This is a genomic window from Streptomyces sp. NPDC008317 (assembly GCF_042955955.1).
Lineage (GTDB): Bacteria > Actinomycetota > Actinomycetes > Streptomycetales > Streptomycetaceae > Actinacidiphila.
Map to the genome: position 1 here is coordinate 174,357 of NZ_JBIBFQ010000010.1, position 24,107 is coordinate 198,463.

A 24,107-nucleotide genomic window follows, 5' to 3' on the forward strand; every position below is an offset into this window, starting at 1 on the left:
GGCCGCGCCGCGATGATGCCGAACCGACGAGTGTTCCCGTCCACGGCGGCTGCGTCACCGACCACCGTGCACGTCCCCCGAGCGTAACCGGCGAGTAACTTCCCCGCCAGTCCTGTGCCCATGTGATCTGCGCCGCCCCCATCTGAGCGCCCCGCCCCCACCGGCCGGTGGTCCGCGAACGACCGATCCGCCCCGCCGGGGCGGTAACGGGCAACTCGGCTCCTACAGTGGGGAGATGGACGTCGAGACCCGTGAACGCCTCGCTCGCAAGCTCACCGCTGTGGGTGAACCGTTGGAGGTGAGGGAGGCGGCCGCCGTGGAGTTGGCGGAAGCGGGAGACCGGCGGGCGTTCGAGACGCTGGCGTTGTTGCTGAACTACCGGGACGAGTCGCGGGCGAGCCGCGCCGCCGAGGCGCTGGCGCGGCTGGCGGACCCGCGGACCGGGCGGGCCGCCGCCGCGCTGGCCACCAACGAACTGCGGGTCGCGTACGCGCTGCCCGCCATCCGCCTCCTGGTCCGAATGCGGGCGCCCGAGGCCGTACCGGCGCTCACCACCACCCTGGAGCGGCTGCTCGCCCGGCCGGCCCCCGCGCCCCACGAACGCATCGCGCTGGCCTGCGTGGAGGGCCTGGGCGCACTGTGCCCGCGGCAGGCGCCCCCCGCCGCCCGGCACGCGCTGCGCGCCGCGACCGCCCACCCGCCACTGGCCCCGGCCGCCCGCGCGGCGCTGTCCGACGCCTAGGGCCTGACGCCTGTCCGGAACCGCGCGAGGTCATAGCAGCGTGAGCTGGGTGTTCTCCGCGGCGGGCCGTGCCGCCGGCACCTGGTCGCCGGACACACCCGCCTCCGGCTCGCCCGGCTTCCGGAAGCGCCGCGTGCCCTCGCTATGCGCGGGCCCGCAGCCGAACTCCGTGGCGAATTCGTGGACTTGGCGGGTGACCCGGCGCTGGTACCACGTCGGGGCGTACGCGCCGCCCGCGTACATCGTCTCGTAGCGCCGTACGAGATGCGGGTGGTGCCGGCCGAGCCACGCCATGTACCACTCGCGGGCGCCCGGCCGCAGATGGAGGACCAGGGGCGTGATCGATGCGGCGCCCGCCGAGGCGATGGCGCGGACGGTGGCCCGCAACTGCTCGGGGGAGTCGCTGAGGAAGGGCAGGACGGGCGCCATCAGCACGGTGGGCGGCAGCCCGTTCGCCCGCAGGGTGCGGCAGACCGCCAGCCGGGTCTCGGGGGAAGGCGTACCCGGTTCCACGCTGCGCCACAGCTCGCCGTCGGTGAAGCCGACCGACAGCGCGATGGACACATCGGTGACGCTGGCGGCCTGCCGCAGCAGTTCCAGGTCGCGGAGGATCAGCGAGCCCTTGGTGAGGATCGAGAAGGGGTTGGCGCGGTCGCGCAGCGCGGCGATGATGCCGGGCATCAACTGATACCGGCCCTCCGCGCGCTGGTAGCAGTCCACGTTCGTGCCCATCGCGATGTGCTGGCCCTGCCAGCGCGCCGACGCCAGCTCCCGGCGCAGCAGCTCCGGCGCGTTGGTCTTCACCACGATCTGCGAGTCGAAGTCGATCCCGGTGTCGAGATCGAGATAGCTGTGCGTCTTGCGCGCGAAGCAGTACACGCAGGCGTGGCTGCACCCGCGGTACGGGTTGACCGTCCACTCGAAGGGCATGCGGGACGCCCCCGGCACCCGGTTGATGATCGACTTCGCCCGTATCTCGTGGAAGGTGATGCCGCGGAAGCCCGGCGTGTCGAAGGTCCGGGTGACCGCGTCGGCGCCGAACAGCGCCGGCGCGCCACCGGCCGCCGCGTCGTCGCCGCTCAGATGGTCCCAGCGCATCGCGCCCTCCTCCGGTTGTCTCCGGCCGGCCGTCTCCGGTCGCCCGTCCATCCACAATAGAACACAGATTCGATAAGCGCGTGTGGTTGGCTTGTGCGGCGCGCCGGGAAGGCGCGCGACCTGGCACGGACCTGAGGAGAAGTCATGGCGCTGGTCGAGGCCACCACGGAGCGGATCGTCGACGCGGAGCCGGAGCGGGTGTACGCCGCCGTCGCCGACTACGCGGGCACCCGCGGCCGGGTGCTCCCTGAGCAGTTCAGCGAGTACGAGGTCCGGGAGGGCGGCCACGGCGCGGGCACCGTCGTCCACTGGAAGCTCCAGGCCACCAGCAAGCGGATCCGCGACTGCCTCTTCGACGTCTCCGCGCCCGCCGCGGACACGCTGGTCGAGACCGACCGCAATTCGACGCTCGTGAACACCTGGACGGTCACCCCGTCGGGCGAGGGCCGCAGCAAGGTCGTCGTCGTCACCACCTGGCAGGGCGCGAGCGGCGTCGGCGGCTTCTTCGAGCGCACCTTCGCGCCCAAGGGCCTCGGCCGTATCTACGACGCGCTGCTCGCCTCGCTGGCCGCCGACGTCGAGAAGAAGTGAGGCGCCGAGCGGGATGGGGCCGAGCGGAATGGGCCGAGCGGAATGGGGCCGAGCGGAATGGGCCGAGCGGAATGGGCCGAGCGGAATGGGGCCGAGTGGAGTGAAGTGAGGGGAGTGCACGCGGGGGAGTGAAGTCCCTTACGGTGCCGCTGGTTTCGCGATCGTTCACTGATACGGGTGGTTTCGCGTACTTCCTGAGAATCGTCGCGCTTGCTCGTCGTTGTCGCTTAATGCGGGAAACGGTGGCCAGGCAGGCGCGACGAGGGGAGTGGCAGTGGGTGGCAGCACGCTGATCGAGCGTCCGGCGGCCGTGGACGACGAACGGCCGGGGGAGGGGACCGGGGGCGCGGCCGAGGAGGCGGGCGGCGCCTCGGGACCGCCCGGCGGCAACGGCGCCGCGGTCGACCTCACACCGCGCCGGGTCCGGCTGGTCTTCGTCGGCCTGATGCTGGCGCTGCTGCTGGCCGCGCTCGACCAGATGATCGTGGCCACCGCCCTGCCGAAGATCGTCGGCGAGCTGCACGGCCTCGACAAGATGTCCTGGGTCGTCACCGCCTATCTGCTGGCGTCCACCATCGGACTGCCGATCTACGGCAAGCTCGGCGACCTCTTCGGCCGCAAGATCGTCTTTCAGTTCGCGATCATGACCTTCGTCATCGGCTCCGCGCTGGCGGCATGGTCGCGCACCATGGACGAACTCATCGCCTTCCGCGCCATCCAGGGCATCGGCGGCGGCGGACTGATGATCGGCGTGCAGGCGATCATGGCCGACATCGTGCCGCCGCGGGAACGCGGGCGCTACATGGGCCTGATCGGCGCCGCCTTCGGCCTCGCGTCGGTCGCGGGACCGCTGCTCGGCGGCTTCTTCACCGACCACGCCTCCTGGCGCTGGTGCTTCTCCATCAACGTGCCCTTCGGCCTGGTCACCCTCGTCGTGATCAGCCTCGTGCTGAAACTCCCCAAGCCCGCCGTCCGGCCCCGCCTCGACGTGCTCGGCGCCCTGCTGCTGGCCGTCGGCTCCACCTGCCTGGTGCTCGTCACCACCTGGGGCGGCTCCAAGTACGGCTGGCAGTCCCGGGAGATCCTCGGCCTCGGCGCGGGCGCCGTGGTCAGCGCGCTGCTCTTCGTGCTCGTCGAGCGGTTCGCCGCGGAACCGGTCATCCCCTTGCGGCTGTTCCGCGACGGGGTCTTCAACACCACCGCCCTGATCGGCGGGATCGTCGGCGTCGCCCTGTTCGGCGCGGCCAGCTATCTGCCGACCTTCCTCCAGATGGTCGACGGCGCGAGCGCCACCGGATCGGGGCTCCTCATGCTGCCGATGATGATGGGCGTCGTCCTCGCCTCCATCGTCGGCGGGCAGTTGATCAGCAGGACAGGGCGCTACAAGATCTTCCCGATCATCGGCGGCGCCCTGTCGACGGCCGGCATGTATCTGCTGTCGCTGATGGACGCCGACACCCCGCAGGCCGAGTACAGCGTCTACATGGCCGTACTCGGTCTCGGCATCGGCCTGATGCTGCCCGTGCTGGTGCTCGCCGTGCAGAATTCGGTGCGCCCCACCGACATCGGCGCGGCCACCAGCGCCAACAACTACTTCCGGCAGATCGGCGGTTCGGTCGGCGCGGCCGTCTTCGGCACGCTCTTCGCCGACCGCCTCGCCAAGCGCCTCGCGGTCGAACTCCCCAAGGGCGCCCACCTGCCCGACGCCCAGTCGGTCACCCCCCAACTGGTCCGCACACTCCCCGCGGCTGTGCGCGACGGGTACGTCAACGCGTACGCCGAGGCCATGCCGCGGATCTTCCTCTACCTGGTGCCGGTGCTCGCGCTCGGCTTCCTCTTCGCCTTCCTCCTCAAGGAGAAACCCCTGGTGACCCAGCACGGCCCCGCTTCCCCGACGACCACGTACGACGGCGACACCGCCACCGACACCCTCACCGGCGCCGACGGCGCGCCCGGCTTCACCGTGACCGACTCGGCCGTGCCGGGCGCCCGCAAGAGCTACGCGGGCGGTGTGCCCGTGTGCGGCACCGTCCAGCACTCCGACGGCAGTTCCGTCGGCCGCGCCGCGCTCACCCTGATCGACGTCACGGGACGGCAGATCGGCCGCGGCGCGACCACCGAGGACGGCCGGTACGCGCTGAGCACCCCGGGCAGCGGCAGCTATGTGCTGATCGCCGCCGCGGGCGGCCACCAGCCGCAGGCCGTCAGCATCACCGTCGCCGACCGCCCGGTCGAACTCGACGTGGTGCTCGGCGGCGCCGGACGTCTGGCGGGCGCCGTGCGCACCGCGGACGGCACCCCGGTCAGGGACGCCATCGTGACCCTGACCGACATCCGCGGCGACGTCGTGGCGACCTCCCGCAGCGGACGCGAAGGCGCCTACGTCCTGAGCGAGTTGGTGGCGGGCGAGTACACGCTGGCGGCCAGCGCGCCCGCCTTCAGGCCCGCCGCGCTGCCGGTGTCGGTGCAGGCGTCGCGGGAGACCCGGCAGGACGTGGAGCTGGCGGGCGGCGCGGTGCTGCGCGGGACCGTACGCGCCCCCGGCGGGCGGCTGGTCGAGGACGCGCGGGTCACGCTGCTGGACGCGGCGGGCAATGTCGTGGACTCGGTCACCACCGGCCCCGACGGGCACTTCCGGTTCGTGGACCTCGCCGCCGGTGAGTACACGGTGATCGCCGCCGGTTACCCGCCGGTCGCCACCGTCCTCCAGGTCGCGGGCGGCGGCAGGACCGAGCGGGACCTCCAGCTCGGACACGCCGACTAGGGCCTGTCCGGCGGATACGTCGGTCACGCCGACGAGGACAGCGCCGCCGCCGTACCCGCCGTGGACGCGCGGCCGTATCCACCGCCGTACGGAACGGGCAGTGACCCTTACTCCACAAGAGTGAGGGTCACTGCCCGTTGGCGTTCCCGGTCACCGCGGCCGTCGGGCGCCGGTCGGCCGGTCGGACAGCGGGCCGTTCAGGTCGGACAGCCTGCCGGTCAGCGCCCGGCCGGTGCCGCGCCGTCCGGCCTGCCGCTGCCGTCCACGTCGTTCTTGTTGCACTGCGTGCCGCGGATCAGCGCGTACGTGCCGCCGATCCGGTACGTGCCGGGCGAGGGCGCGTACAGCCGCGTCCAGTCGCCGTCCTGGATGAGACAGCCGTGCTTGTTGTCGTTGGCGCCCTCGATGCCCAGCACCGGCGACCACGGGATGCGCAGGATCACCGAGCCGCTGGTCGGCATCGTCACGGTCAGCTCGGCCGGACTCGCCTCGTCCACGATCGCGGGCGGATCGGCCAGCGGATCGGCGTTCGCGACCCTGTAGAGCTTCCAGTAGTCGTCGTGCCAGACCGGCGTCAGCCAGCTCTGGCCCGCCGCCACGATCTTCGCCTCGGCCACCGCCGCGCCGTCCGGGGTGTCCGACGGCAGCACCACGTAACCGACGCTCCAGCGCTGGAGCCACTGCCGGTAGGTCTCCGCGGTCAGCGTGCCGTCGTAGAAGAGCGGATTGCGCTCGACGTCCGCCTGCCGGTTCCAGCCGCGCGCCAGGTTGACGTGCGGGGCCAGGCCCGACGCCTCCCAGTGCGAGCGCAGCGGTACGACCTCGACCCGGCCCTTGTCCGCGCGCACCTTGGTGAGCTGCGCGATCAGCGGCGCCGCGTGCTCGACCGTGGACGAGGGCGCCGAGGTGTTCACCAGGTCCACCACGGGCTTGGAGATCTGCCAGCCCGCGACGCCCAGGAAGGCCAGGTAGAGCATCAGCGCCATCCGGCCGCCCCTGGTCCACGCCATGGCCACGATCAGCAGCACGGTGCCGCCGAACAGCAGGGCCAGCCGCTCCACATTGCTGCCGATCGGCGACGGGATGACGTACGTCAGCGCGACACCGGCCGCGTAGATCCAGCTCCCGACGCGTACGACGCGCCATTCGCGCGGCACCACCAGGGCGATCGCCACGGCCGTGGCGAAGGGGATGATGGCGAAGAACCACTTGAAGGGCTGCACCCCGTAGAAGGGGAAGAGCAGCGAGGTCGCGCCGACCACCAGGGGCGGGCAGACCGCCATCACATACGCGTCCTTGCGGCGCCCGGTGAGGAACAGCGCCGCCGCGACCACCAGGATGAAGAGCCCCGCGACCGGGCTGCACATGGTTGCCAGCGCGCCCATCAGCGTGGCGGTCAGCACCCGCGGGGTGCGGCGCGCGCCTACCGGCGGGTCGGTGGGGAACAGCAGCAGCGTGGCGATCAGACCGAAGAGGACGCCCAGCGCGAAGGTGACCCGCCCGGAGAGCACGTCACCCCAAAGAGCGAACGCCGTCCACAGCGCGGGCAGCATCGGGCGCTTGATCCGGGCCCGGATCAGCAGTAGCGTCGCCGCCGTCGTGGACAAGGTGCCCGCGATCACGGCGGTGGTCCGCACCCCGAGCCCGGCCATGATGTACGGCGACAGAATGCTGTACGACGCGGGGTGCATGCCGCCGTACCAGGACAGGTTGTACGAGGCGGAGGGGTGGGCCCTTATGAAGTCCGTCCAGGCGTACTGCGCGGCCATGTCGCCGGAGTCCTTGGCCAGGAAATAGGCCCAGATCACATGCAGGACCGCGGCGAGCACCGTGGCGGCCACGACAGGATTGCGCAGGTCGACCCGCCGGAAAAGGGCCCCCGGTCCCCTCATGGCGGTCCAGCGCGCAGGCTGCCAGGTGGTCACGTGGCCTCTTCCAGTCGCGGATGCGGTGCGCCCCGGCCGGCATCCCTTCCGGCGAGGGGGTCGAACTCCACCGACGTGAGAGAGTTCGAACAGAGGGTTTGGACGCTAGCACGGGCAGTTTGGTTGCTCGCGCGCGGGCGTGCGCCCGGATTCGTACTTTCCCTCCCCTGGCACCCGGACCGGTCGTACCGTGGTTAACGGCATCGTAGATCTTGTGCCGGGGCGGTTCCCACCGCACTCCGGCCCCGGACCGCGGGGCCGAGGGAAGGAGCCCGACGAACCATGGACCGCCGTCAACCGCCGGAGCCGTCCGGACGTATCCCGCTCGCGGTGATCGTCGTGGACGCCGCCGGGCTGGTGTCGCACTGGAGTACGGGTGCGCGCCGGCTGTTCGGCTGGACACGGGAAGAGGCCGTCGGGCGGAACGCGCTCGACCTCTTACCGGTGGGCGGCGCACTCGACGTGCCCCCGGACGCAGCCCCGGGCGGCGGCACGGCGGGCACCGCGTACCCGTACGACGTCACCGGGCCCGACCTGGAGTCCTCGCTGGCCGGTGCCAGCTCCTACCCGACGGCGGGTCGCGCCCGGTTGTACGACTGCGTGCGGCGCACGGACGCCGACGGGGACGGGCGCGTCCCCCTGGACGTGCTGTGGTGGGCCTACCCGCTGGTCGGTCCGGGCCCCGAGCGGCTGCTCGTGCTGGCCACCGACGCCTCTTCCGCGGCCGGTTCCTCCGCCGCTGCCGGGACGCCCTCCGCGATGACCGACCCCGACGCGGCGGAGACCGACAGGTCGGGGGCGGCGGACTGCTCGGAGCGGATAGCGCCCGGCTTCGCGCTGCACACCGAATTCCCCGGTTCCGACCAGCTCGCCAGGCAACTGCCCGAGATCCTGCCGAGCATGAATCCGCTGGAGAGCGGGCGGATCGTGGCGCAGGTGCTGGAACTGGGCTATCCGGTGCTGGAGATAAGCCAGCACGACCGGGTGCCGGTCACCCCGGACTGGGGCGTGCCGCGCCGGGCCGAGCGGCAGGCCAGACGGCGCGCCGCCGAGGCCGCCGCGGCGGCCGACCCGCGGGCCGTCCCGGCCGACGAGTTGGCGCCCGACCTCGAATACGCGGCGGTCCGCGAACACCTCGAATTCCTCAACGAGGTGAGCGGCCGGATCGGCACCTCGCTCGATCTGGCCAGGACCATTCAGGAAGTCAGCGCGGCCGTCGTGCCGCGCTTCACTGATGTTGCGGGCACATATCTGCGCGAGCAGGTGCTGGCGGGTGAGGGCTTCCCCGACGGGCCGCCCGACGTCACCACCATGTGGTACCGCGTGGCGGTCGAGCACACCGACGAACCGGGCCGCTGGGACGACGTGGTGCCGGTCGGCGAGTCCATGCCCTTCCCCGCGCAGACGCCGTTCTTCCAGTGCATGACCACCGGCGACCCGGTGCTCGTGCCGCGGATCAGCGAGCCGATGGGCAACGCGATCGCCGCGCAGTTCCCCAAGCGCGACATCAGCCCGCTGATCAACAACCGCTCGATGCTCGTCGTCCCGCTGAAGGCGCGCGATGTGGTGCTGGGCTTCATGATCCTGCTGCGCCACCGCGAGCGGGCGGTGTTCAACGACATGGACCGCGTGACGGGCGCGGAACTGGCCGCCCGCGCCGGGCTCGTCCTCGACAACGCGCGCATGTACACGTATCAGGAGAATGTCGCCGACACCCTCCAGGACAGCATGCTGCCGCACATCGCGCCGCGGATGCCGGGGTGTGACGTGGCGACCCGCTACCTGCCGGGCGAGCGGCTGGGCCGGGTCGGCGGCGACTGGTTCGACAGCATCAAGCTGCCCGGCTCGCGGCTGGCGCTGGTGGTCGGCGACGTGATGGGCCACGGGCTGAACTCGGCCGCGATGATGGGCCAGTTCCGTACCGCCGTGCAGACCATGGCCGGGCTCGACATGCCACCGGCCCAACTGCTGCGCAATCTGGACGACCTGGCGCAGCGGCTCGGCGAGCAGTATCTGGCGACCTGCCTCTACGCGGTCTACGACCCGGTCGAGTCCGATCTGCTGATCGCCAACGCGGGACACATCCCGCCGGTGCTGGTCCGCGCCGTCGACGGCCGCAGCGAGCTGCTCGACGTGCCCACGGGCGCGCCGCTGGGAGTCGGCGGGGTGCCGTTCGAGACGGTACGGGTGCCGGTCGCGCCCGGCGACCGGCTCATCCTGTGCACCGACGGCCTGGTGGAGGTGCGCGGCCAGGACATCGGCACCGGTCTGGCCGCGCTGTGCGAGAGCGCCGCGCACCCGGCCGCGTCGATGGACGACGCCTGCGACACGATCATCCGCGCGCTCAACCCGCGCGGCGGTCGCAAGGACGACGTGGCGCTGCTGATGGCCCGGCTCAACGGCATCCCGCGGCACGACGTGATGACCTGGGAGCTGGAGCCGGAGCCGCGCGAGGTGGCGCGGGCCCGCGGCCTGGTCCGCGAGACGCTGCTCGGCTGGGACCTGGCGGAGATGTCGGAGACGGCGGAGCTGCTGGTCGGCGAGGTGGTCACCAACGCGGTGCGGCACGCGCACACCCGGCGGATCGGGCTGCGGCTCGTCCGCGCGGGCGCGCTGCTGTGCGAGGTGACCGACGACGACCACGCGGTCCCCGTCCTGCTGAGCGCCGGGCCCGACGACGAGGGCGGGCGCGGCATGCGGATCGTCAGCAGGCTCGCCCGCGAGTGGGGGACCAGCCGCTTCGCGCAGGGCAAGTCCGTCTGGTTCGAGCAGCCGCTGCCGGGCCGGAGCCGCTGATCCCGCCGGCGCGGTCGGTTCCGTCCGAGGCGTTCAATACGCCGCTGCCGTGGATTCCGTCCGAGGCTTCGGTTCCGTCCGTGGCGTCGATGACGTCGGCGCCGTCGATTCCGCCCGGGCCGTTGACTCCGAAGTGACGGTCCGGTAGCTCCTGATGCGGGCACGGTCGGCGGCCGCGCCTGTGCCTTTTTCTACGATCGCGGTCCTGGGGAGTGGTGAGTACGCGTGAACGTGTCCAGCGGGTATGAGCAGGCGTGGGAGAGTTTCTGGCAGGACGCGCCCCACGAGCCCGGCGGAGTCTTCTGGGACTGCGACCCCGAGCTCGCGGCGGAACAGCACTACCCGCACTTCCGGGCGTACTTCGACCCCGGCCTTCCGGTGGTGGACCTCGGCTGCGGGAACGGGACGCAGACCCGCTTCCTGGCCGAGCGGTACGACCGGGTGGTCGGCGTGGACCTCTCGCGGGAGGCGATCGACCGGGCCAGGCGCGACGATCCGCACGGGGCGGCGGAGTACCAGCGGCTGGACGCGGTGGACACCGACGCGGTGGAGCGGCTGCACGAGGAGATCGGCGACGCCAACGTCTACATGCGCGGGGTGCTGCACCAGTGCGAGCCGGAGGACCGCGGGCGGCTGGCGGACGGCATAGCGGTGCTCACCGGGCACCGCGGCCGGGCCTTCGCACTGGAGCTGGCGGAGGCGGCCAAGCCGGTGCTGATGGGGCTCGCGCAGGGGCCCGCCGGCCCGCCGCAGAAGCTCGGGGCGATCTTCGCGCACGGCATCGCGCCCGGCGAGGTGTCGGACGCGGCGCTGCCCGGATTCTTCCGGGCCGCCGGGCTCGAAGTGCTGGCCGACGGTGAACAGCCCCTGGTGACAACGGAGTTCAGGGTGGACGGGACACGCATAGAGATACCGTCGAAATGGCTGGTGGCGGGCCGTACCGGCTGATTCCCCCACCCGCTTCACTGGTCTGGACCACTGAAGTTATCCACAGGCTGGGCCCGGCCCTGGTGCGCCCTCCGGCCGCCGCGTAACGTGACGCAACATGAAGATCCTGATCTCGGCGGACATGGAAGGCGCGACGGGTGTCACCTGGCCCGCCGACGTGCTGCCCGGCAGCGAGCAGTGGCAGCGCTGCCGCCATATGTTCACCTCCGACGTCAACGCCGCCGTCGCGGGCTTCTACGACGGCGGCGCGGACGAGGTGCTGGTCAACGAGGCGCACTGGACCATGCGCAATCTCCTGCTGGAGAAGCTGGACGAGCGCGCCCAGATGCTCACCGGCCGCCACAAGGACCTGTCCATGGTCGAGGGCGTCCAGCACGGAGACGTGGACGGCATCGCCTTCGTCGGCTACCACACCGGCGCCGGGACCGAGGGCGTCCTCGCCCACACCTACCTCGCCAACTCCATCACCGGCGTGTGGGTCAACGGCGTCGCCGCCAGCGAGGGCAGGCTCAACGCGCTGGTCGTCGCCGAGTACGGCGTCCCCGTGGTGCTGGTGACCGGCGACGACAGGACCGGGATCGACGCCGAGGGGTACGCGCCGCAGGCCCGTACCGTCGCGGTGAAGGACTACGTGTCGCGTTACGCGGCCGTCTGCCGCCCGCCCGCGCGCACCGCCGCCGACATCAGGGCCGCCGCCAAGGACGCCGCCGCGCTGGCCGTGCGCCACGAGCCCGCGCAGGCCGGGCCCTTCACCGTCGAGCTGGAATTCGACGCCGTCCACCTGGCCGGGGCCGCCACCGTGGTGCCCGGCGTGGAGCGGACGGGGGAGCGGCGTGTCGCCTACACGCTGCCCACGATGTACGAGGGCATCAGGGCCTTCAAGGCGGTCACCACACTCGTGTCGCAAGCGGTGGAGGAGCAGTATGGCTGAGCGGACCGCCGAGCGAGACGTCCGGCACGACGCCGTGGACGCGCGGGCACTCGACGAGGTCGTGACCTTCACGTCCGACCTCATCAGGATCGACACCACCAACCGCGGCGGCGGCGACGGCAACGAACGGCCCGCCGCCGAATACGTCGCCCAGCAGCTCTCCGACGCCGGGATCGCAGCGCAGATCGTGGAATCCGCGCCCGGCCGCGCCAACGTGCTCGCCCGGATCGCGGGCAGCGACCCGGCCGCCGACGCGCTGCTCGTCCACGGCCACCTGGACGTCGTGCCCGCCGAGGCCGCCGACTGGACCGTGCACCCCTTCTCCGGCGAGATCAGGGACGGCGTCGTCTGGGGCCGCGGCGCCATCGACATGAAGAACATGGACGCGATGGTGCTCGCCACCGTCCGCGCCTGGGCCCGTACCGGACACCGCCCCACCCGCGACATCGTGCTCGCCTTCACCGCCGACGAGGAGGACAGCGCCTCCTACGGCTCCGGCTTCCTCACCGAGAAGCACGCCGACTTCTTCGAGGGCTGCACCGAAGGCATCAGCGAATCCGGCGCCTTCACCTTCCACGCCAGCGACGACCTGCGGATCTATCCCGTCGCCGCGGGCGAGCGCGGCACCGCCTGGCTCAAGCTCACCGCACACGGCAAGGCGGGCCACGGCTCCAAGGTCAACCGGGACAACGCGGTCAGCCGACTGGCCGGCGCCATCGCCCGGATCGGCGAGTACGACTGGCCCGTCCGCCTCACCGCCACCGTCACCGCCGCGCTCACCGAACTGGCCGCGCTCTACGGCGTCCCCGCCGACCAGGCCGCCCTGGGCGATGTCGACACCCTCCTCGAACGGCTCGGCGCGGCGGCCGACCTGGTCAGGCCCACCGTCCGCAACAGCGCCAACCCGACGATGCTGCAAGCCGGTTACAAGGTCAACGTGATCCCCGGCTCCGCCACCGCCTACGTCGACGGACGCATGCTGCCCGGCGCCGAGGACGAGTTCGCCGCCACGATGGACCGGCTCACAGGACCCGACGTCGACTGGGAGTTCCACCACCGCGAGATCCCGCTCCAGGCCCCGGTCGACTCCCCGACCTACGCCGCGATGCGCGAGTCGCTGGAACACTTCGACCCGCAGGCGCACGTCGTGCCCTACTGCATGTCCGGCGGCACCGACGCCAAGCAGTTCTCCCGGCTCGGCATCACCGGCTACGGCTTCTCACCGCTGCGGCTGCCCCCAGGCTTCGACTACCAGGCGCTCTTCCACGGCGTGGACGAGCGGGTGCCCGTCGACGCGCTGCACTTCGGCGTCCACGTCCTCGACCGCTTCCTGCGCGCCACGGGAACGGAGGCCGGAGCGTGACCACGACCACCGGGAGCACCACCCCGCACGGCGCCTGGCCCTCACCCGTCGACGCCACCACGGCCGCCGCACACGACGGCAGCCCCGAATTCGTCGGCATCGTCGGCGACGACGTCTGGTGGACCGCGCCCCGCCCCGCCGAAGGGGGCCGCCGCGCGCTGATCCGCCGCAGGCCCGACGGCACCGAGGAATGCCCGCTGCCCGCGCCGTGGAACGTCCGCAGCCGCGTCATCGAATACGGCGGCACCCCCTGGGCGGGCGCCGTCGTGGACGGCGCCCCGCTGGTGGTCTTCGCCAACTTCGCCGACCAGCGGCTCTACGCCTTCCGCCCCGACGAGCCGCAGACCCCGCCGCGCCCGCTGACCCCGGTCGGCGCCGTCGGCGGCGGACTGCGCTGGGCCGACCTGACACTGCACCGCGAGCGCGGTGAGGTCTGGGGAGTCCTGGAGGAGTTCACCGGCGACAAGCCCACCGACGTACGCCGCGTGCCCGCCGCCGTACCGCTCGACGGCTCCGCCGCCGACGACCGCGCGGCCGTACGCGAACTCGCCCCCGCCACGCACCGGTTCGTCACGGGACCGCGCCTGTCGCCCGACGGCACGCGGGCCGCCTGGACCGCCTGGGACCACCCGCTGATGCCCTGGGACGGCACCGAACTGCGGATCGCCGACGTCACCGCCGACGGCACCTTCACCGCCGCCCGCACCCTGATCGGCGGCCCCGAGGAATCGGTCACCCAGGTCGGCTGGGCGGCCGACGGCACCCTGCTCGCCGCCACCGACCGCACCGGCTGGTGGAATCTGCACCGCGTCGACCCGGCCACCGGCGAAGCCGTCAACCTCTGCGCACGCCAGGAGGAATTCGGCAACGCGCTGTGGAAACTCGGCCACCACTGGTTCGCACCGCTCGACGACGGCCTGATCGCCGTCCTGCACGGCGTCGGCGCCCTGCGGCTCGGCCTGCTCGACCCCGCCACCGGCGAGGTCACCGACGCCCCCGGGCTCTGGACCGAGTGGAATGCGACCCTCGCCGCGTCCGGCAGCCGCGTCATCGGCGTCGCGGGCAGCGCCCGCACCTCGTACGAACTGGTCGAGCTGGACGTCAAGACCGGCCGCACCCGCGTCATCGGCAGCGCGCACCACGACACGGTCGACCCCGCCTACGTGCCCGACGCCCTGGCCAGGACCTTCACCGGCCCCGGCGGCCGCGAGGTGCACGCGCAGGTCTACCCGCCGCGCAATCCGCTGGTCACCGCCGAGGGACCCGCGCCCTACGTCATCTGGGTGCACGGCGGACCCACCAGCCGCGCCGCGATGGTCCTCGACCTGGAGATCGCCTACTTCACCTCCCGCGGCATCGGCGTCGCCGAGGTCAACTACGGCGGCTCCACCGGTTACGGCCGCGCCTACCGCAACCGGCTGCGCGAACAGTGGGGCGTGGTGGACGTCGAGGACTGCGCCGCCGTCGCCGAGGGGCTGGTCGCCGAAGGCGTCGCCGACCCCGCGCGGCTGGCCATCCGCGGCGGCAGCGCCGGCGGCTGGACCAGCGCGGCGGCCCTGACCACCACCGACACCTACGCCTGCGGCACCGTCATCTACCCGATCCTCGACCTGCGCGGCTGGTCGCGGGAGGGCGGGGAGACGCACGACTTCGAGTCGGAGTACCTGGAGTCGCTGATCGGGCCGCTCGACGAGGTGCCCGAGCGCTACCGCGACCGCTCGCCCGTCCACCACGGCGACCGGATAGACGTGCCGTTCCTGCTGCTCCAGGGCCTGGACGACGTGATCTGCCCGCCCGTGCAGTGCGAGCGGTTCCTGGAGGCCGTCGCCGGACGCGGCATCCCGCACGCGTATCTGACCTTCGAGGGCGAGAGCCACGGCTTCCGCCGCCTGGACACCATGGTTACCTGCCTGGAGGCCGAACTCGCCCTCTACGGGCAGGTCTTCGGCTTCACGCCGGAGGGCGTCGCGCCGCTGGAGCTGCACACATGACGGAGAGTTCTACGGCTGCCGCCTCCTCCGCTTCCGCCGCCGACGCCTCTGCCGGACGGGGCTCCGGGGGCGGACCGCGGCAGGCGGCCGGCCCGGTCGGCGGGCCGGTGCCCGCGCTGATCCGCCCCCGGCGGCTGGCGCCCGGCGACCGGATCGGCGTCGTGGCGCCCAGCGGCCCCGTACCGCGCGAACGCCTCGACGCGGGCCTCGACATCCTGCGGAGCTGGGACCTCGACCCCGTCGTGGCACCGCACGTCCTGGACGACCACCCCTCCGGCTACCTCGCGGGCACCGACCGGGCCCGCGCCGACGACCTCCAACAGGCGTGGTGCGACCCGTCGTTGGCTGCCGTGCTGTGCGCCCGCGGCGGCTACGGCGCGCAGCGCATGGTCGACCTGCTCGACTGGGACGCCATGGGCGCGGCCACGCCCAAGGCGTTCATCGGCTACAGCGACATCACCGCGCTCCACGAGGCGTTCGCGACCCGGCTCGGCCTGGCCACGCTGCACGGCCCGATGGCGGCGACCGAGACCTTCCTCAAGGACGGCCCCACCCAGGACCACCTGCGGCGCACCCTCTTCACGCCCGACGAGACCCTGACGCCCACCTCCCCGACCGCCCGCACCCTCGTACCGGGCCGCGCGGCCGGGGTCACCCTCGGCGGCTGCGTCAGCCTGCTCGCCTCCGACCTCGGCACCCCGTACTCCCGCCCGTCCGCCGCGGGCGGCATCCTCGTCCTGGAGGACATCGGCGAGGAGCCGTACCGACTCGACCGCATCCTCACCCAACTCCTGCGCTCCGGCTGGCTCGACGGCGTCGCCGGAATCGTCCTCGGCTCCTGGCAGGACTGCGGCCCGTACCCCGCCGTCCGGTCCCTGATGACCGACCTCCTCGGCGGCCTCGGCGTACCGATCGTCGAGGAATTCGGCTTCGGCCACTGCGAGTCCACGCTGACCGTGCCGCTCGGGGTGCCCGCGGTGCTGGACGCGGACGCGGCGACGCTCACGTACGAGGTGCCCGCGCTGGTGTGAGGCGGCGCGGGGAGTTCTTACGGAGCGCTGACGCCCCGGCCGGGCCCGGTCCATCGGCCCGGCCGGGACCGTACGGTCGGGCCCATGCTGGTACTTGTCACGGGAGGCGCGGGCTTCATCGGCTCGCACATCGTCACCGCGCTGCGCACCGCCGGACACCGGGTACGGGTCCTCGACGCGCTGCTGCCCGCCGCCCACCGGGCCCCGCCGCCCGTGCCCGACGGCGTCGAATGGCGGCACGGCGACGTCCGCGACCGGGCCGCCGTCGAGGAGGCCCTGCGCGGCGCCGACGCGGTCTGCCACCAGGCCGCCATGGTCGGCCTCGGCAAGGACTTCGCCGACGCCCCCGACTACGTGAGCTGCAACGACCTCGGCACCGCCGTGCTGCTCGCCGCCATGGCCGACGCGGGCGTACGGTCGCTCGTCCTCGCCGGGTCGATGGTCGTCTACGGCGAAGGACGTTACGAGTGCGCGCGGCACGGCGTCGTACGGCCGGGGCCGCGGCGGGTCGCCGATCTCGACGCGGGCCGCTTCGAACCGCCGTGCCCCCGCTGCGGCGAACCGCTCGCGCCCGGCCTCGTCGACGAGGACGCGCCCGCCGACCCCCGCAACGTCTACGCCGCCACCAAGCTCGCCCAGGAACACCTCGCCGCCGCCTGGGCCCGCGCCGCCGACGGCCGGGCCGTCTCCCTGCGCTACCACAACGTCTACGGGCCCGGCATGCCCCGTGACACCCCCTACGCCGGTGTCGCCGCCCTCTTCCGCTCCGCCCTCGCCCGCGGCGAGGCCCCCGCCGTCTTCGAAGACGGCCGCCAACGCCGGGACTTCATCCACGTCGCCGATGTGGCCGCCGCCAATGTCGCCGCCCTCGCCCGGCTCGGCGACCGGCCGCCCGGCGGCCTGCGCCCCTACAACATCGCCACCGGGACGCCGCGGACCGTCGGCGAGATGGCCACCGTGCTGTCCGCCGTCACCGGGGGGCCCGCGCCCCGCGTCACCGGGGCGTACCGGCTCGGCGACGTCCGCCACGTCACGGCCTCCGCGGCCCGCGCCCACCACGAACTCGCCTGGTCCCCCCGCGTCCCCTTCACCCAGGGCGTCACCGATTTCGCCCACGCCCCCCAACGCCCGTCGGCCTAGCCGGCCAGGAACCCCCCCACCCCGCAGGCGGCTGCGCCCCCGAGCGCGCGGGAACTGCGCGAGCAACCCACCACCGGCCGGCGGTCCGGGGACGACCGACTTGCCCCCTGCCCCTGAAGGCACGGGGTGCCGCCCGTTAGAGGGGGGCGGCGGGGAGGACGACGTCGAAGCGGCAGCCGCCGGGGACGTTGTGCACGGCGGCACGCCCATGGTGGGCCTCGACGATGCCACGGACGATGGCGAGCCCGAGCCCCGCCCCCGCCGGAGGCGTCCGCGCCCCGGTCCCGCGCCACCCGGTGTCGAAGACGCGGGGAAGGTCATCGGCGGGGATGCCGCCGCAGCCGTCGGTGACGGAGAGCACGACGGAGCCGGAAGCGGCGTCGCGCCGAGCGGAAACGGCGACGGTGCCGTCCGCGGGGGTGCGGTGGATGGCGTTGGCCAGGAGGTTGGCCAGGACCCGCGTCATCTCACGGCCGTCGACCTCCACCGGCACCGGCTCGACCCCGTCGCCGACCAGCCGTACACCGTGCTCGCGCGCCAGCGGATTGGCACCCGCTATGGCGTCGCCGACGAGGTCGTACATCGACATGCGGGTGGGGGAGAGGGCGAGAACGCCCGCCTGGATGCGGGAGAGTTCGAAGAGGTCGCCGACCATGCCGCTGAGCCGGTCGACCTCGGCCCGTATCTGCTTGTGGTAGCGGGCCGGGTCCTCCGCTATGCCGTCCTCCAGCGCCTCGGTCATCGCCCGCAGCCCGGCGAGCGGCGTCCGCAGGTCGTGCGAGATCCACGCGACCAGCTCGCGGCGCGACGCCTCAAGGGCGCGCTCGCGCTGGCGCGAGTCGGCCAGCTTGGCGCTGGTGACGGCCAACTCGCGGCCGAGTTCGGCGAGTTCGGCCGTGGGCGCGTGCGCGGGAGCGGCGAAGGCGTCGCCGTCGCCGAAGGCCCGCGTGGCGGCGGCCAGCGCGCGGCTGCCCGCCACGACCCGCCGCCCCAACAGCAGCGTGACGCCCAGCGACACCACGGCCGCCATCCCGCACACCGTTGTGACCACACCCAGGTCGTGCTGCGACAGGAACATCGCCCACGCCACCGACAGCGTCCCCGCGAGCATCGCCGCCACCGTCACGACGGCGACCACGGCGAGCGACAACGCCACCGACCGGTGCCGCAGCAGCCGCAGCGCGACCGCTCCGAGCACCCCGGCCGCCCCCGCCCCGGCCGCCGCGTAGGCGGCGATGAGCACCACGTCACGCATCGTGTCCCCCGCCCGATGCCGGGGCCGCGCCCATGTCCCGGTCGCCCACCGGGTCGTCCGTGGGGTCGTCCGCCGGGTCGTCGGACGGGTCGAAGCGGTAGCCGACGCCCCAGACGGTGGTGATCAGGCGGGGCCGGGCGGGGTCGGCCTCGATCTTCTCGCGGAGGCGGCGGACGTGGACGGTCACGGTGGAGAGGTCGCCGAATTCCCAGCCCCAGACGCGGCGCATGAGTTCCTCGCGGCCGAGGACGCGGCCCGGGTGGTGGAGGAAGAAGGCGAGGAGGTCGAATTCGCGGATGGTGAGGGGGAGTTCGGCGCCGTGGCGGGTGGCGCGGCGGGCGGCCGGGTCGAGGGCGAGGGAGCCGGAGCGCAGCCACGCGCCGGGGGCGGAGGCGGGGTCGGGCGGGCTGCCCGCGCGGCGCAGGACGGACTCGACGCGGAGCACCAGCTCGCGAGGGCTGAACGGCTTGGTCACGTAGTCGTCCGCGCCGACTTCGAGCCCGAGGATGCGGTCGTCCTCGTCGCCACGGGCGGTGAGCATGACGACCGGCACGGGTCCGTTCTCGCGGATACGGCGGCAGACCTCGAGGCCGTCCATGCCGGGCAGCATGAGGTCGAGGACGACCAGATCGGGCCGGAGGGCGGCGGCGCGGGCGACGGCGGAGGGGCCGTCGGCGACGCGCTCGACGGCGAAGCCCGCCCGGTCGAGGTAGCCCGCGACGACCTCGGCGACGGTCGGGTCGTCGTCCACGACGAGGACCCGGCGGCGCGGGGCCGGGGCGGCGGGCACGGTGGGGCTGGTCATGCTGTCGAGTCTGACACCCGCCACGGACAGTGACGCCGGGCCGGAGGCCGGGGAGCGGTGCCGTCCGTGTTTCGTAAGGATCGCGGGTCCGTTATGTCCCTTGCGTCTCCGTAGGGTGATCCGTGTGACCAAGCCATCGCCCACCGTGGCCGGCGTCCCCGGCGTCCCCGGCGTCCCCGGCGTCCCCGGTGACGTCCGGTCCGCCGTCCCGGCCGACCTCCGCCCGGACGCCCGCCCCGATGTCCGTGCCGGCTCCCGCCCCGGCCCCCGTCCCCCCGCCGTCGCGGACGTCGTCCTGCCGTGCCTCGACGAGGCCGCCGCCCTGCCCTGGGTGCTGGACCGCGTCCCGCCCGGCTGGCGCGCGATCGTCGTGGACAACGGCTCCACGGACGGCTCCGCCCGGATCGCGGCGGAACACGGCGCGTACGTCGTGCACGCGCCCGTACGCGGCTTCGGCGCCGCCTGCCACGCCGGACTGCTCGCCGCGACCGCCGACGTCGTCTGCTTCTGCGACTGCGACGGCTCCCTCGACCCGGCGCTGCTGCCGACCGTTGCGGGGCCGGTGCTGGACGGCGCCGCCGACCTGGTGCTCGGCCGCCGCCGCCCCACCACCTTCCGCGCCTGGCCGCCGCACGCCCGGCTGGCCAACCTCCAGCTCGCCCGGCTGCTGCGCCGCCGCACCGGTCTGCGCCTGCACGACCTCGGCCCGATGCGGGCCGCCCGCCGCGAGGACCTGCTCGCGCTCGCCCTCACCGACCGCCGCTCCGGCTACCCGCTCCAGATGGTGGTCCGCGCCGCCGACGCGGACTGGCGGATTCGCGAGACCCCCGTCCCGTACGCGCCGCGCACCGGCCGCTCCAAGGTCACCGGCACCTGGCGCGGCACCTGGCACGCGGTCCGCGACATGACGGCGGTGCTGAACGAAAGAGCCGGTGACGGGAGAGCCGGTGGCGAGATGGCCGGTGACGGGAGAGCCGGTACCGAGATGGCCGGTGACGGGAGAGCCGGTACCGAGATGGCCGGGAACGCGACGGTCGGCAGCGAGTCGGCCGGTCACGCCACCGCGGGCACCGACTCGACGGTTACGGCGGGTGCCCGATGAAGGCCGCGACGACGCTGCTGGTGATCGCCAAGTCGCCGGTGGCCGGGCGCGTCAAGACCCGTCTGACGCCGTACTGCACGGCCGCCGAGGCCGCCGTCCTGGCCGAGGCGGCGCTCCGGGACACTCTGGCCGCGGGCCTCGAACTCCCCGTGAGCCGACGGGTGTTGGTCCTGGACGGCGCTGCGGGACCGTGGCTGCCGGACGGCTACGAGGTCGCACCGCAGACCGGCAGCGGCCTGGACGAACGGCTGGCCGGGGCCTTCGCCCTGTGCAAGGGACCCGCGCTGCTGGTCGGCATGGACACCCCCCAACTCACCGCCGCCCTGCTGGAGTCCGCGCTGCGGCCGGACGCGTGGGACACCCGCGACGCCGTCTTCGGACCCGCCGCCGACGGCGGCTTCTGGGCGCTCGGCCTCGCCGAACCCGCCCGCCCCGACCTCCTCCTCGGCGTCCCCATGTCCACCCCGCACACGGGCGCCGTCCAGCGTGCCCGCCTCACCTCCGCCGGACTCCGCGTCCACGACCTCCCCTTGCTGCGGGACGTCGACACCCCGTCCGACGCCGCCGACGTCGCCGCCCTGGCACCGGCCACGCACTTCGCCGCGGCCTGGCGCCGCCTCGCCCCCATGAGCCGTCCCGCCGCCACCGCCGCCGCGCCCGCCGCTCCAGCCCCCGCTGGTGCCGCCCGGTGACCACCTCCGTACCCGTCGCGCGGTCCGCCACCGCGACCACCTGGGGCGGCGATCCGTACGCGCGCGCCCTGGTCAGCGGGCGCGGGCCGCTGTTCCTGCGGCGGGAGGACGGCTGGCTGCTGCCGCTCGAGGTCGAGCGCTGGTGCGCGCCGCCGGACGCCGCCGACCGTACGATGCTGCGCCGTTGCCGTGGCCCGGTGCTGGACATCGGCTGCGGTCCCGGGCGGCTGGTGGCCGCCGTCGCCGGGTACGGGGTGCCGGTCCTCGGGCTCGACGTGAGCCCCGCCGCCGTGGCCCGCACCAAGGGCGCGGGCGGCGCGGTCCTGTGCCGCTCGGTCTTCGACCGCCTTCCCGCGGAGGGCCGTTGGGGCACCGCGCTGCTCGCCGACGGCAACATCGGCATCGGCGGCGACCCGCACACCCTCCTCGCGCGCGTCCGTGAACTCCTCGCCCCCGGGGGCCGGTTGCTCGCCGAGGCCGCGCCGCACGAAGTGGACGAGCGGGTGACCGTACGCGTCGAGGACGCCCACGGACGGCAGGGCCGCGACTTCCCGTGGGCCCGCCTGGGCCCCCTCGCGCTGCGCGCCGCCGCGCGCGCCACCGGCTGGTCGGTGGCGGAGGAGTGGTCGACGTCGGGCCGCCGCTTCGCCGCTCTGGTCAGCGTGCGGTAGGAGGGTGACGGCTCGCGCAGCGGCGTCCCGACACGGAGCCCGGTACGTCAACTCGGCGTCAGCGTGGCCTCCATGACCCGGTAGCGGCCGGACGGGATGTCGTTGTCCATACGGATCCGCAGCGTGCCGGGCTCACCCGCGTCGACCGCGATGCGCCAGATCCACCCCTCGGCGTACTCGCCCTCGACGTCGATGCCGTGCGGTCCGGGCGTGCCGTGCATCAGCAGCGGGGCAGGCTGCTGGTGCCAGGAGTCCGCCCACAGCGCGGTGAGCCGGGTGTTCTCGTCGGTCGCGCCGACGGTGAGCATGCCGTCCTGCGGTCCGTCGTCCGGGTGCTGCCAGGTGTAGGTGACGCAGGCCAGGTGACCGGCGGCGCCGAGGACGACCCGGGCGCCGGCGGGGGCCTCGTGGAAGGGGTCGGTGGGCATGAGCCGGAAACCGGACCGTCCGTGCCAGACGCCGGGGACATCGGGGAATACCGTCATGCCCCCATCCTGGACTCCCCGGGGCCGGGCCGCTCGAAGGCGCGGTCCCGGGGCCGGAACACGAGGTCAGCGGCGCCGCCCGCGCGCCGTGCGTCCCACCGCGGCCACCCCCGCCCTCCCGGCCGCTCTCAGCCGTGGACCCGCACCGCGTACCCTCCGCCCCAGTTCGCGCCGCCGCGCCCACCCCCGGCGGCCGACCGCCCCGCACAGGGCGAGGGCCAGGACCGTACCCACCGCGATCGCGAGGCCGCGCGGATAGTCCAGGGGGAGGACGGACGGGTTGGCGGTCGGGCGCGGGCGCAGGAGCACGGGCAGGGCGATCAGGACGAGGCTGCCCGCGACGACGAAGGGCCACCGCGGACGGAGGCCGGGGCGGGTCGCGGCCAGGGCGCCGAGAGCGAGGACGGCGGGGACCAGGACACCGTCGTGGAGCACGACGGCGCCCACGAGCCACTCCACCACCGCGGGCCAGTCCGAGATATGAGGGTCCGTCAGAAGCAGCGTCGCGCCGAAGGCCATACCGGCGAGGCCGACGGCGCCGACGCCGTACCGCAGGAGGGTCGCCGGGCGTACGGCGGTGGGGCGTCTCATGTCAGCACCTCGAGACGGGTGACCCATTTGGTCTGGAGGACGCCCGGCCGGTTGGGGGCGATGATCCGGGCGGGGAAGCCGTGGTCGGGGGAGAGGACGTCGCCGTTCAGGGACAGCGCCAACAGGGTCAGCGGGTCCCGGGCGTAGAGGTCGCCCATCTCCATCACGGCGTAGGCGCCGTGCTGTTGGAGCGAGACGACGCGGACCCGCGCGTGGTACGGAGCGCCCGCGCGGTCCAGGAGGTCGCGGATCCGGATGCCCGACCAGTGCGCGTTCTTGCTCCAGCCCTCGACGCAGGCGATCGGCAGCACCACGGAACGCTGTGGCAGCGCGCGCAGTTGAGGCAGCGTCAGTTCGTACGGGCGCGGGCCGCGTACGGACAGACGCCAGTCGGCCAGGCGCGCCGCCGTGATGCCCGCGGCGGCGGCCGTACGGTTCACCGGCAGGTGCTGCGGGCCGTGGTCGGGGTGGCGCGGGGCCAGCAGGTCGAGGTCCTTGAGCGGGGTGAGGCTCTGCCCGACGGTCGTCACCGTCACGGCGCCGACCGCCGCGCCCACCGTGGCCAGGAAGGCCCGCCGGTCCCGGCCGTCGGCGGCGGGCAGCCGCAGCGTGCCCGGTGAGCGGCGCCACCAGTGCGCCGCGATCTCCGGCGCCTTCACCGCGATGTGCAGCGCCAGCGCGCCCACCACGACCCACGCCAGCGCCCAGTGGGCCGGACGGAAATTCCACGGCCAGGGGTACCACTGCACGGTGTTGAGCAGGCCGGTGACCAGTTGCAGCAGCGTCGCCGCGACCAGGACCAGGATCGACAGCCGCTCGAGGCCGTGCAGTACGGATCGCAGCGGCGGCCAGGCGAACAGCCGCGGATAGACCGTCCACAGCTTCGCCAGCACCAGCGGGATCGCGGCGATGCCGGTCGCCACATGCGTGCCCTGGGTCAGCCGGTAGCCCCAACTCGGGCGGCTGGGAAGGTGGTTCACCGCCCAGCTCGGCGGCTGCTGCAAGTAGTGGCTGACCAGCCCGGTCACGAAGCAGACGACCAGCGCCGCCCCCAGCACCCGCCCCAGCGACACCGCCGTACGCGCGTCGTGCAGCCGCCCCCTGAACGCGCCCTCCCGCAGCGGCCCCACCCGCGCCCACGCCGGAAACAGCACCCCCGCGGGCCGAGCGTGAGGCTTCGGGGCCC

Annotated in this window: 20 protein-coding genes; 13 read left to right on the forward strand and 7 right to left on the reverse strand. The window is 73.6% G+C overall.

The features are described 5' to 3' along the window. Nucleotides 1–142: 142 nt before the first annotated feature. Nucleotides 143–742 carry an adenylosuccinate lyase gene (locus tag ACFY9V_RS29380; RefSeq protein ID WP_391163767.1) on the forward strand — a complete coding sequence of 200 codons (600 nt, stop codon included), beginning with the start codon at nucleotides 143–145 and terminating at the stop codon, nucleotides 740–742. A gap of 30 nt (nucleotides 743–772) precedes the next feature. On the opposite strand, the gene ACFY9V_RS29385 is transcribed toward ACFY9V_RS29380, so the two are convergent. Continuing rightward, entirely contained in the window at nucleotides 773–1,840 is a 1,068-nt protein-coding gene (locus ACFY9V_RS29385; protein WP_391163642.1) for an Rv2578c family radical SAM protein, read from the reverse strand. A 144-nt stretch (nucleotides 1,841–1,984) separates the two neighbouring features. On the opposite strand from ACFY9V_RS29385, the gene ACFY9V_RS29390 reads away from it, so the two are divergent. Together ACFY9V_RS29390 and ACFY9V_RS29395 are read left to right on the forward strand one after the other, a co-directional pair. Next, nucleotides 1,985–2,431 carry an SRPBCC family protein gene (locus tag ACFY9V_RS29390; RefSeq protein ID WP_355339159.1) on the forward strand — a complete coding sequence of 149 codons (447 nt, stop codon included), beginning with the start codon at nucleotides 1,985–1,987 and terminating at the stop codon, nucleotides 2,429–2,431. Between the two features lie 274 nt (nucleotides 2,432–2,705). Next, on the forward strand, nucleotides 2,706–5,195 hold the full coding sequence (locus ACFY9V_RS29395) for a DHA2 family efflux MFS transporter permease subunit (protein WP_391049549.1): 2,490 nt from the start codon (nucleotides 2,706–2,708) through the stop codon (nucleotides 5,193–5,195). A 218-nt stretch (nucleotides 5,196–5,413) separates the two neighbouring features. Here ACFY9V_RS29395 and ACFY9V_RS29400 read toward each other — a convergent pair whose 3' ends face one another. Further along, nucleotides 5,414–7,120, reverse strand: coding sequence for an MFS transporter (locus tag ACFY9V_RS29400; protein ID WP_355339162.1), 1,707 nt, complete (start codon nucleotides 7,118–7,120; stop codon nucleotides 5,414–5,416). A 282-nt stretch (nucleotides 7,121–7,402) separates the two neighbouring features. Here ACFY9V_RS29400 and ACFY9V_RS29405 point away from each other — a divergent pair, with 282 nt between their 5' ends. The 7 genes from ACFY9V_RS29405 to ACFY9V_RS29435 all read left to right on the forward strand — a co-directional run bounded on the left by ACFY9V_RS29405 (nucleotide 7,403) and on the right by ACFY9V_RS29435 (nucleotide 17,320). Next, nucleotides 7,403–9,916: a SpoIIE family protein phosphatase gene (locus ACFY9V_RS29405; RefSeq protein ID WP_391163645.1), complete on the forward strand. Its 2,514-nt coding sequence runs from the start codon at nucleotides 7,403–7,405 to the stop codon at nucleotides 9,914–9,916. Between the two features lie 225 nt (nucleotides 9,917–10,141). After that, nucleotides 10,142–10,864 carry a methyltransferase domain-containing protein gene (locus ACFY9V_RS29410; protein WP_391163647.1) on the forward strand — a complete coding sequence of 241 codons (723 nt, stop codon included), beginning with the start codon at nucleotides 10,142–10,144 and terminating at the stop codon, nucleotides 10,862–10,864. Between the two features lie 97 nt (nucleotides 10,865–10,961). After that, a complete protein-coding gene (locus ACFY9V_RS29415; protein WP_188281247.1) occupies nucleotides 10,962–11,795 on the forward strand; it encodes a M55 family metallopeptidase in 834 nt (277 codons plus the stop codon). Beyond that, nucleotides 11,788–13,158 (forward strand): M20/M25/M40 family metallo-hydrolase, encoded by a 1,371-nt coding sequence (locus ACFY9V_RS29420; protein ID WP_391163649.1) that lies wholly within the window; start codon nucleotides 11,788–11,790, stop codon nucleotides 13,156–13,158. Before ACFY9V_RS29415 ends, ACFY9V_RS29420 begins: the two co-directional genes overlap by 8 nt. Beyond that, the gene (locus tag ACFY9V_RS29425; RefSeq protein WP_391163651.1) at nucleotides 13,155–15,149 is read left to right on the forward strand and encodes an LpqB family beta-propeller domain-containing protein; all 1,995 of its coding nucleotides are present in this window, start codon (nucleotides 13,155–13,157) and stop codon (nucleotides 15,147–15,149) included. Before ACFY9V_RS29420 ends, ACFY9V_RS29425 begins: the two co-directional genes overlap by 4 nt. A 107-nt stretch (nucleotides 15,150–15,256) precedes the next feature. Further along, nucleotides 15,257–16,180: an LD-carboxypeptidase gene (locus ACFY9V_RS29430; RefSeq protein WP_355339518.1), complete on the forward strand. Its 924-nt coding sequence runs from the start codon at nucleotides 15,257–15,259 to the stop codon at nucleotides 16,178–16,180. A gap of 84 nt (nucleotides 16,181–16,264) precedes the next feature. Continuing rightward, on the forward strand, nucleotides 16,265–17,320 hold the full coding sequence (locus ACFY9V_RS29435; RefSeq protein ID WP_391163653.1) for an NAD-dependent epimerase/dehydratase family protein: 1,056 nt from the start codon (nucleotides 16,265–16,267) through the stop codon (nucleotides 17,318–17,320). Nucleotides 17,321–17,456: 136 nt separating this feature from the next. On the opposite strand, the gene ACFY9V_RS29440 is transcribed toward ACFY9V_RS29435, so the two are convergent. Then, nucleotides 17,457–18,575 (reverse strand): HAMP domain-containing sensor histidine kinase, encoded by a 1,119-nt coding sequence (locus tag ACFY9V_RS29440; protein ID WP_355339181.1) that lies wholly within the window; start codon nucleotides 18,573–18,575, stop codon nucleotides 17,457–17,459. Next, nucleotides 18,568–19,380: a response regulator gene (locus ACFY9V_RS29445; RefSeq protein ID WP_391163655.1), complete on the reverse strand. Its 813-nt coding sequence runs from the start codon at nucleotides 19,378–19,380 to the stop codon at nucleotides 18,568–18,570. Before ACFY9V_RS29445 ends, ACFY9V_RS29440 begins: the two co-directional genes overlap by 8 nt. 295 nt (nucleotides 19,381–19,675) lie before the next feature. Here ACFY9V_RS29445 and ACFY9V_RS29450 point away from each other — a divergent pair, with 295 nt between their 5' ends. The 3 genes from ACFY9V_RS29450 to ACFY9V_RS29460 are packed head-to-tail and all read left to right on the forward strand — an operon-like array spanning nucleotide 19,676 to nucleotide 21,845. After that, nucleotides 19,676–20,482, forward strand: coding sequence for a glycosyltransferase (locus ACFY9V_RS29450; RefSeq protein ID WP_391163769.1), 807 nt, complete (start codon nucleotides 19,676–19,678; stop codon nucleotides 20,480–20,482). Beyond that, nucleotides 20,479–21,174 (forward strand): DUF2064 domain-containing protein, encoded by a 696-nt coding sequence (locus ACFY9V_RS29455; RefSeq protein WP_391163657.1) that lies wholly within the window; start codon nucleotides 20,479–20,481, stop codon nucleotides 21,172–21,174. The genes ACFY9V_RS29450 and ACFY9V_RS29455 overlap by 4 nt, the downstream gene beginning before the upstream one ends. Continuing rightward, nucleotides 21,171–21,845 carry a class I SAM-dependent methyltransferase gene (locus ACFY9V_RS29460; RefSeq protein WP_355339190.1) on the forward strand — a complete coding sequence of 225 codons (675 nt, stop codon included), beginning with the start codon at nucleotides 21,171–21,173 and terminating at the stop codon, nucleotides 21,843–21,845. The genes ACFY9V_RS29455 and ACFY9V_RS29460 overlap by 4 nt, the downstream gene beginning before the upstream one ends. Nucleotides 21,846–21,892: 47 nt before the next feature. On the opposite strand, the gene ACFY9V_RS29465 is transcribed toward ACFY9V_RS29460, so the two are convergent. From ACFY9V_RS29465 to ACFY9V_RS29475, 3 genes are all read right to left on the reverse strand, one after another. After that, nucleotides 21,893–22,330, reverse strand: a complete 438-nt coding sequence (locus ACFY9V_RS29465) for a hypothetical protein (RefSeq protein WP_391163659.1) — start codon at nucleotides 22,328–22,330, stop codon at nucleotides 21,893–21,895. A 66-nt stretch (nucleotides 22,331–22,396) separates the two neighbouring features. Beyond that, nucleotides 22,397–22,921, reverse strand: a complete 525-nt coding sequence (locus tag ACFY9V_RS29470; RefSeq protein ID WP_391163661.1) for a hypothetical protein — start codon at nucleotides 22,919–22,921, stop codon at nucleotides 22,397–22,399. Next, nucleotides 22,918–24,075, reverse strand: a complete 1,158-nt coding sequence (locus tag ACFY9V_RS29475) for a molybdopterin-dependent oxidoreductase (RefSeq protein ID WP_391163663.1) — start codon at nucleotides 24,073–24,075, stop codon at nucleotides 22,918–22,920. The genes ACFY9V_RS29470 and ACFY9V_RS29475 overlap by 4 nt, the downstream gene beginning before the upstream one ends. Nucleotides 24,076–24,107 lie beyond the last annotated feature (32 nt).